Origin of the sequence: Paracoccus sp. Ld10, assembly GCF_045064235.1 — a bacterium.
In the GTDB taxonomy this organism is placed as follows: Bacteria; Pseudomonadota; Alphaproteobacteria; order Rhodobacterales; family Rhodobacteraceae; genus Paracoccus.
This window is the reverse complement of the sequence record NZ_JBISHD010000021.1, coordinates 21,053-27,052: the sequence shown is the minus strand read 5'-3', so window position 1 is coordinate 27,052 and position 6,000 is coordinate 21,053. Positions and strand designations below refer to the sequence as shown.

The 6,000-nt window shown below is 57.9% G+C and carries 6 protein-coding genes and 1 pseudogene; all 7 read right to left on the bottom strand.

Annotated features, from left to right (window positions below):
• A partial coding sequence (locus ACJJVR_RS05280; RefSeq protein ID WP_405402801.1) for a transposase occupies positions 1-150 on the bottom strand: 150 nt, incomplete at its 3' end.
• A 440-nt stretch (positions 151-590) separates the two neighbouring features.
• Complete coding sequence (locus ACJJVR_RS05275) at positions 591-1,226, bottom strand: tyrosine-type recombinase/integrase (protein ID WP_405402797.1); 636 nt, start codon at positions 1,224-1,226, stop codon at positions 591-593.
• A 422-nt stretch (positions 1,227-1,648) separates the two neighbouring features.
• Positions 1,649-1,747, bottom strand: a pseudogene (locus ACJJVR_RS05270) (transposase); the annotation flags it as partial.
• 131 nt (positions 1,748-1,878) lie between these two features.
• Positions 1,879-2,181, bottom strand: coding sequence for a hypothetical protein (locus tag ACJJVR_RS05265; RefSeq protein ID WP_405402795.1), 303 nt, complete (start codon positions 2,179-2,181; stop codon positions 1,879-1,881).
• 70 nt (positions 2,182-2,251) lie between these two features.
• On the bottom strand, positions 2,252-2,878 hold the full coding sequence (locus ACJJVR_RS05260; RefSeq protein WP_405402794.1) for an AAA family ATPase: 627 nt from the start codon (positions 2,876-2,878) through the stop codon (positions 2,252-2,254).
• A gap of 58 nt (positions 2,879-2,936) precedes the next feature.
• Positions 2,937-3,776, bottom strand: coding sequence for a replication initiation protein (locus ACJJVR_RS05255; protein ID WP_405402792.1), 840 nt, complete (start codon positions 3,774-3,776; stop codon positions 2,937-2,939).
• 966 nt (positions 3,777-4,742) lie between these two features.
• Positions 4,743-5,969 (bottom strand): MobV family relaxase, encoded by a 1,227-nt coding sequence (gene mobV, locus ACJJVR_RS05250; protein WP_405402791.1) that lies wholly within the window; start codon positions 5,967-5,969, stop codon positions 4,743-4,745.
• Between the last annotated feature and the right edge of the window lie 31 nt (positions 5,970-6,000).

Here is a 6,000-nt window from a genome sequence, read left to right as displayed (position 1 = left end):
TGCGTCGCACCACCGCAAGCCATTGCAGTTGATAAAGATAATGCCGCTCAGGATACGCAGATCATCGACACGTGGCCGGCCATGGCTCTTGGAAAAGAAAAGGCGAAGGCGCGCCATCTTTGCTTCCGTCAGCCAGAACAGGTTGCTCATTGATCAGGTCGCCTTGCAGAGCATGAATCAGGCAAACCGTCTAAAATCAATGAGTCTGGAGCCTAGTTTCGTTCGAATCTGTCATGACTGTGGCTCGCCGTAAAATATGGAGAGAACCAAAGCTTCCCTAGAAGCCGATATTCTATCTTCCGGGAAAGTTCTAGGCTTAGATGCTTTCCTCGCCAGCGGATGGTATTTGGGATGGGCCTTAGAGCGTTTCTGCAGAACCCAGAGTCAGGGATTCCTGAGACTGCCCCTTCGTAATTCATGCTTCATGGAAAAATAGGTGATATCACCACTGTTACCGGATGCACTGCGGGCGGGGTTTCCCACTCCCGATAGAGCTTCTATTCATCAAATAGATTAGGCAGCACGGCCAGCCGATAGAATCGGGAAATGTTCTTCGCAGGAATGTGCTTTTGCAGATAGGTCTGCATGGCTCAAAGGTGGTACTTGCGGGCAATTTCCAGAGCTTCGGCCTGTTCGGTGCCGATGTATTCCTTGGTGCTTTCGATGCTGGCATGGCCGAGCAGGAGCTGTGCCGCGCGCAGGTTGCCGGTCTGCTGGTAGATATGGGTCGGGAAGGTCCGGCGCAGCGAATGCAGTCCATAGAGGCTGGGATCGATGCGGGCCTTGTCCAGCCAGGACCTGAACAGCCGCCAAAGCTGGCTCTCGCTGAGGTGGTTGTGCGACCACCGTGCCCCCTGCCCCGTGAACAGCCAGCCATGCAGCGGCCGTTCGGAGGCGGCCAGATAGGCGCGCAGGCTCTCGCGCGTGCCCGGGGACAGTCGCACCTGGACCGGACGCGCCTGGCGGGCTTCGGTCTTCTTCTGGCGGATCTCCACGATCTCGCGCACCCCTGCCGGGGTAGCCACATCCGAAACCCGGAGGCGCACCAGGTCCGAGCCCCGGAAACTGGTATCGAGAGCGGTGTTGAACAGCGCCAGGCTGCGCAGGGCGTTCTCTTGGCGCAGGATCAGCCGGATCAGGGCGACCTGGTCGGGCGTGAGGGGTGGTTTCTTGCCCACCACACGGCCCTTGTTCCAGGTGGTTTGAGAGGCGACGGGCACGAGCATGTCCTTGCAGGCTTTTCCGATATTTTATCCTTAAACTTTGCATGAGGAAAGCGACTCCTCGCAAAGGAGGCAGACTTCTCCTTGCTTTGCTGGAATTTCGGACTGAGCCGTCATGCGAGCTTCTATTCAAAAGCTCGCATGAGATGAGCGTCGGGCGTTTCCTCAGGCACCAGGAGATCGCAAGGTGAGCCCGGCGCACTGGCTTGGTGAAGAAGGCAATTTTCAAAAGATCCTGGTGCGCGAAATTATCGCCAAAATGGGAATTTTGTCTATATTCTGCCGATCAGGACTCGTGTTTCAGCAACGGACGGCTTTGTTGCACAAATGGTCTGCCGGTTGCGGTTCCCCTATCCCCGGACAGACTCATCCTACGGTTTCAGTGAGGGGTATTCCGAGCGCGGTGAAGCCGTTCAGGACGGCGACACGGCCCAGTCCAGGTCGATCAACCTCAGGAGGCTCTCGACAAACCCCGTCGTCTGTCTGAGCGCCATGCCAAACAGCACCTTCTTCGTCAGGCAGGTCTATCACCGGCAGGTCCCTTATTAGACCTCATCTGTACTGGCCTCGTTGCGCTCACAACGCTGTGAGGTCTTTTGTCTCAACGAAGGTGCGAATCTGATCAATTGCACTTGTGCACTTTCCCACAATCTCGCTACTCCCCGAAAGCCCTGCCCGCCTCGTGGCGCTTCCATAGCTCGTGCAGCGCATACTCGATCAGCTCGGAATTGTTCATGTCTAGGCGGGCCCGCAGGATTGCCACCCGCTCGAGAATGGGATCGCGCTTGTCGAAGTAGGCGCCGAGGTGCTTCTGCCCTGCCCTCTTGGCTGCTGGCTTATCAGCTACTGGTTCCGGCGCTCGCTTCGCAGCAGGCTTTGGCGCCACTGGCGCAGCAGCCATTTCCGGCTCAGGTTCCTTAGACATCATCGCCGCCAGAAGCGGATTTGGCTTCTTCATTTCTGCACCCCTGCGCTATTGCCCAACTGTACTTGTGCCGAAGTGCACAATCCCACTCTTGCACAACTACTCATTCGCTGCCCTGTAGTTCTGCGCGAACCCACGCCCACAGGCTTTCCACTTCCGCAGCAGCCTTGCCGTTCGGGTCTACCTCTTGGACGGTCTGTCCAGAGGCGCTGGCGTCCCGGTGGGCCTTGCGGCGATGCAGGACCACAGGGGCAGTTTTGGCGCCCATGGCCTCGATAACCTCACGCGTGTAGGCGACCTCTGCCGGACCGGTGGGGTTAGCCATATTCACCACCGCGAACACCCGGCGCGAAAAGCCACGGCAGAGGCGCAAAGTCCTGGGCATTTGCTCAAGAGGCTCAACGTCAGGGGTGGTGGGAATCAGCACTAAGTCGGCGACCTCAACGGCGGCCGGCGCCTCAGTCGAGCGGGCAGGGGGGGTGTCTATGATTACCAGATCGGCCACGCCCTTTGCTTGGGCCAGCTTCTTCGGCAATTCGTTCTCGGTTGAAAACACCACCACCGGCATGTCGCCTTCGCGACGTTCTGCCCACTGGCTCACGCTCTGCTGTGAATCCATATCGATCATCAAGACCGACAGGCCATCTCGAGCTGCGGCCACTGCAAGCGAGCGGGCGAGGGTGGATTTACCTACGCCACCCTTCTGCATTGCAATGGTGATCACCTGCATTTTTGCCCCCTTGCATTTGTGCACATTTTCAACAGTGCATCTTTGAATAACTGGACGATCATGGATCCCACAGAGTGACCTCTGGGAGCTGGTCCATGAACAGGTCGGCCTGCTTGCCTTGCTGAGCCTCCCACTGTGCCTTCTTCTCCTCCACGGTCTTAAGCCACCAGGACAGCCGTAGCTTAGTCACCTTCCGCCCCTGCGTCTCGATTGTGTCGACACGGCATGAGAAGGGGGCCAAAGCGTTCACCTCTACCACCGCCGGCTCAATGGCCTTGCGACGCAGCGCTGCAAAGGGCCCTAGCTTCCCGTGAGGGACGCCAAGATAATCCCGCAGCTCGTCGGTCTCAAAGTCGTTGTAGAAGACATGCTTCAAGCCGATCCGCTTGGCGATGATCTCGTACAACGCCATCCCGTACTTCGTGCCGAAGCCGTGCAAGATCTGCATCTCCAAGCGCGCGAAAATTTGGCTGTCTCGCAGGATCGGCAGCAGCTTAGGATGGAGCTCATAGGTCAGCATTGTGGCGATGCCTGGGCCGAACTTCTCGACATCGGTTGGTCCGAGGAGGTGGACATTGCGAGTTGATCCGTCAGACATTCTGACACGCACAACTGTTTGCATGAGGCTGAGGATTGCCTCGGTTACCCGATCGTTTGAGGTGTGGTTGCCGCGCAGCTCAGAAAAGGGGATACGGTACTCCTGACCCTCGGCCGCCATCTCAGGTCCAAAGGCATTGGACAACAGTTGGTTGTAGATCCTGCGTGCGGCTAGCGTGATCTTCTCACCCCCACGAACCTCGATCAGTTCGGCAGGCTTGATGACCTCGCCGCGCCGTTGGAAAGCCCCAAGGGTACCTGCAGAGCTATCATGACTTTTCGGGCGAGGTTCATCCCTCATGCATTGTGACCCATCCCTGTTCGCGAGTCACAGTAGGCTAAAAAGGAGTCTCTTTGGAAGCCACTGCCGAAAATCTCTAATAGCCGCGTGAGGACCTCGCCCGAAAAGTCACGATAAGGAGAAAGGTGGCACGACGTGGCAGGGACCTCGCCCGAAAAGTCACCATACCTCGCCCTATTGGTCACCATACCTCGCCCATAAAGTCACGATACCTCGCCCGATAAGTCACATTCAGGCTATATTATGTTTTTTAAACAAAGTCTTAATCGCTGTAAAAAGGAAGAAATTAAAAAAACTAAAATGCTTATCCCCAAAAAAAACTGCTCCAGATTTTTGAACCGAAGGGCAGTCGAAAGATGCTAGTGAATGATAAATGAGGCTACTTGCAGTCTTGCTACCAGCCGTATCTGTCTTCGGGAAAGGCAAGAGCCGGGGCTGCACTCAGCTCCTTCATCTAGCGGCGCAAAACACTCTCGGACAAATCAAAATCGCGTACAGCCTGCGATACCGCTACGCCTCAATCAGTTACCAACCTCACAACCTCTGTCTTGAACTCACGGCTGGACTTTCGTCTCATCATATCCACTCTCCAGTCCCTTGATCACGATCTTATCCTACCAGGGAGCAAACGCCGGTCGGCGTGGACTGGCCCGGTTTTTACCTGTCAGCGAGTTTTCGGCTTGGACTTGCGATCATGGGGTGCGGGACGCATCGGCGAGATGCCACGCGGGAATGGGGATGATCAGGCAAGAAGGGGAAAGGGTTATCCACAGCAGCACGAAAAGCTGTTGTCACACTTGCGGCGATGTCGGGATTTGCTTGTGAAGAAATAGCCCGGCTCGCGCCCGCGTTTGTCACAACCGACACGTTTGTCATACATTGTATGACTGACATACAATGTATGACAGTCATGATCGTCATTCCTATCATCCTCAGGACGATCGCATTGCCTGGCCGGGGCGTTTTCTACCTTTCCCACCCTGTATCGCGCTCACGGTTGTCCTGCTGACGTTCGGCTCTTTCGCGGGCTTCACGCTCCTGCTGTGCTGCCCTGTCCCGTTCGCGCGCAGCTGAAATCTCCCGTGCTTCGGCGTGGCGTTCCTTGGCAACCCGTTCCGCCTCGATCTGATCGAAGCCCTGGCGGTCATGTTCGTTGAGGATGCCGTCGATCGCGTAGCGCACATGGGCTGGAAGGTTCCGCGCCAGTTCGAGGTACCGGGCCTGAAACTCATCCAGGAGGTTCTGCTGCTCAGGGCCGCCGTGGTTCGCCACGTTGCAGGCCACTTCCAGGACCTTGAGGCTCCGTTCATGCCTTTGAGCCTTGGCCTCGCTGTCGGCCGCACGCAGGTTCGCTTCGGCCAGCTCCTGGGCGATGGTATCCCTTTCCCCCGACAGACGGCCTGCCACAGCCCTCACAGCCTCTGAGGCGACTTCTGAGAACCTGTCCCGGTATTCGGCATCCGTTTCCGCGCCACGGCCCAGAAACCCGCCTCTGGCGCGCTCTGGAAGCCGTAGGGCCAAAGTCTCGTTCTCCGTAGCCCGTCCGTAGTAGCTCCTGATGGTCTCATGACGTCTGCCGGAGCGTTCGATGCCGCGATCCAGCTCGTATTTGACCCCAACCCGTTCGGCGAAATCGGTCTGCATGGCGGAGAGCTGGGGCTTGCCGCCAACCAAGGCACGGGCGTTCAGCTTGCCGCGGTCGTCCAGGGGGATAACCATGACCTGCAAGTGCGGGGTAATCTCATCGTTGTGGATCACGGCGGAGAGGATGTTCTCGGCTCCGTGCTTGTCCTGCAGCCAGGTCAGGGCATCGCGCAGGTAATCCTCGCTCCTGGTCTGACCCATCTCGGCCATCTTCTCGGGGGAGGCCGTGACCACGTATTCGAGGGCATGAACGGCGTTCTTGCGGATCTTCTCCGGGGCACGTTCCTCCCAGAGCATCATCAGCTCGTCTGCCGTCCTGGCGCCGGCCAGGTGGATGTTGCGGCTGTGGTCCTCGGGGCGGGCGTTCAGGGTATCCCGTTCGCGCAGGTTGTGCTGAGCAGCTGCGGCCATCTTGCCCTTGCCGCTGATCTTGGCAACCCGGAGGATCGCGAAGCGGCGCGACCCGACAGGAGGCCGGGGCCACGAGCCACCGTTCCGCCGCTTGTCGATCTGAAGCGTGCCCATCACGGCATCCACAGCATTCGCCATCGTCGCGCCCCCATTTGAGAAAAATGTGCAG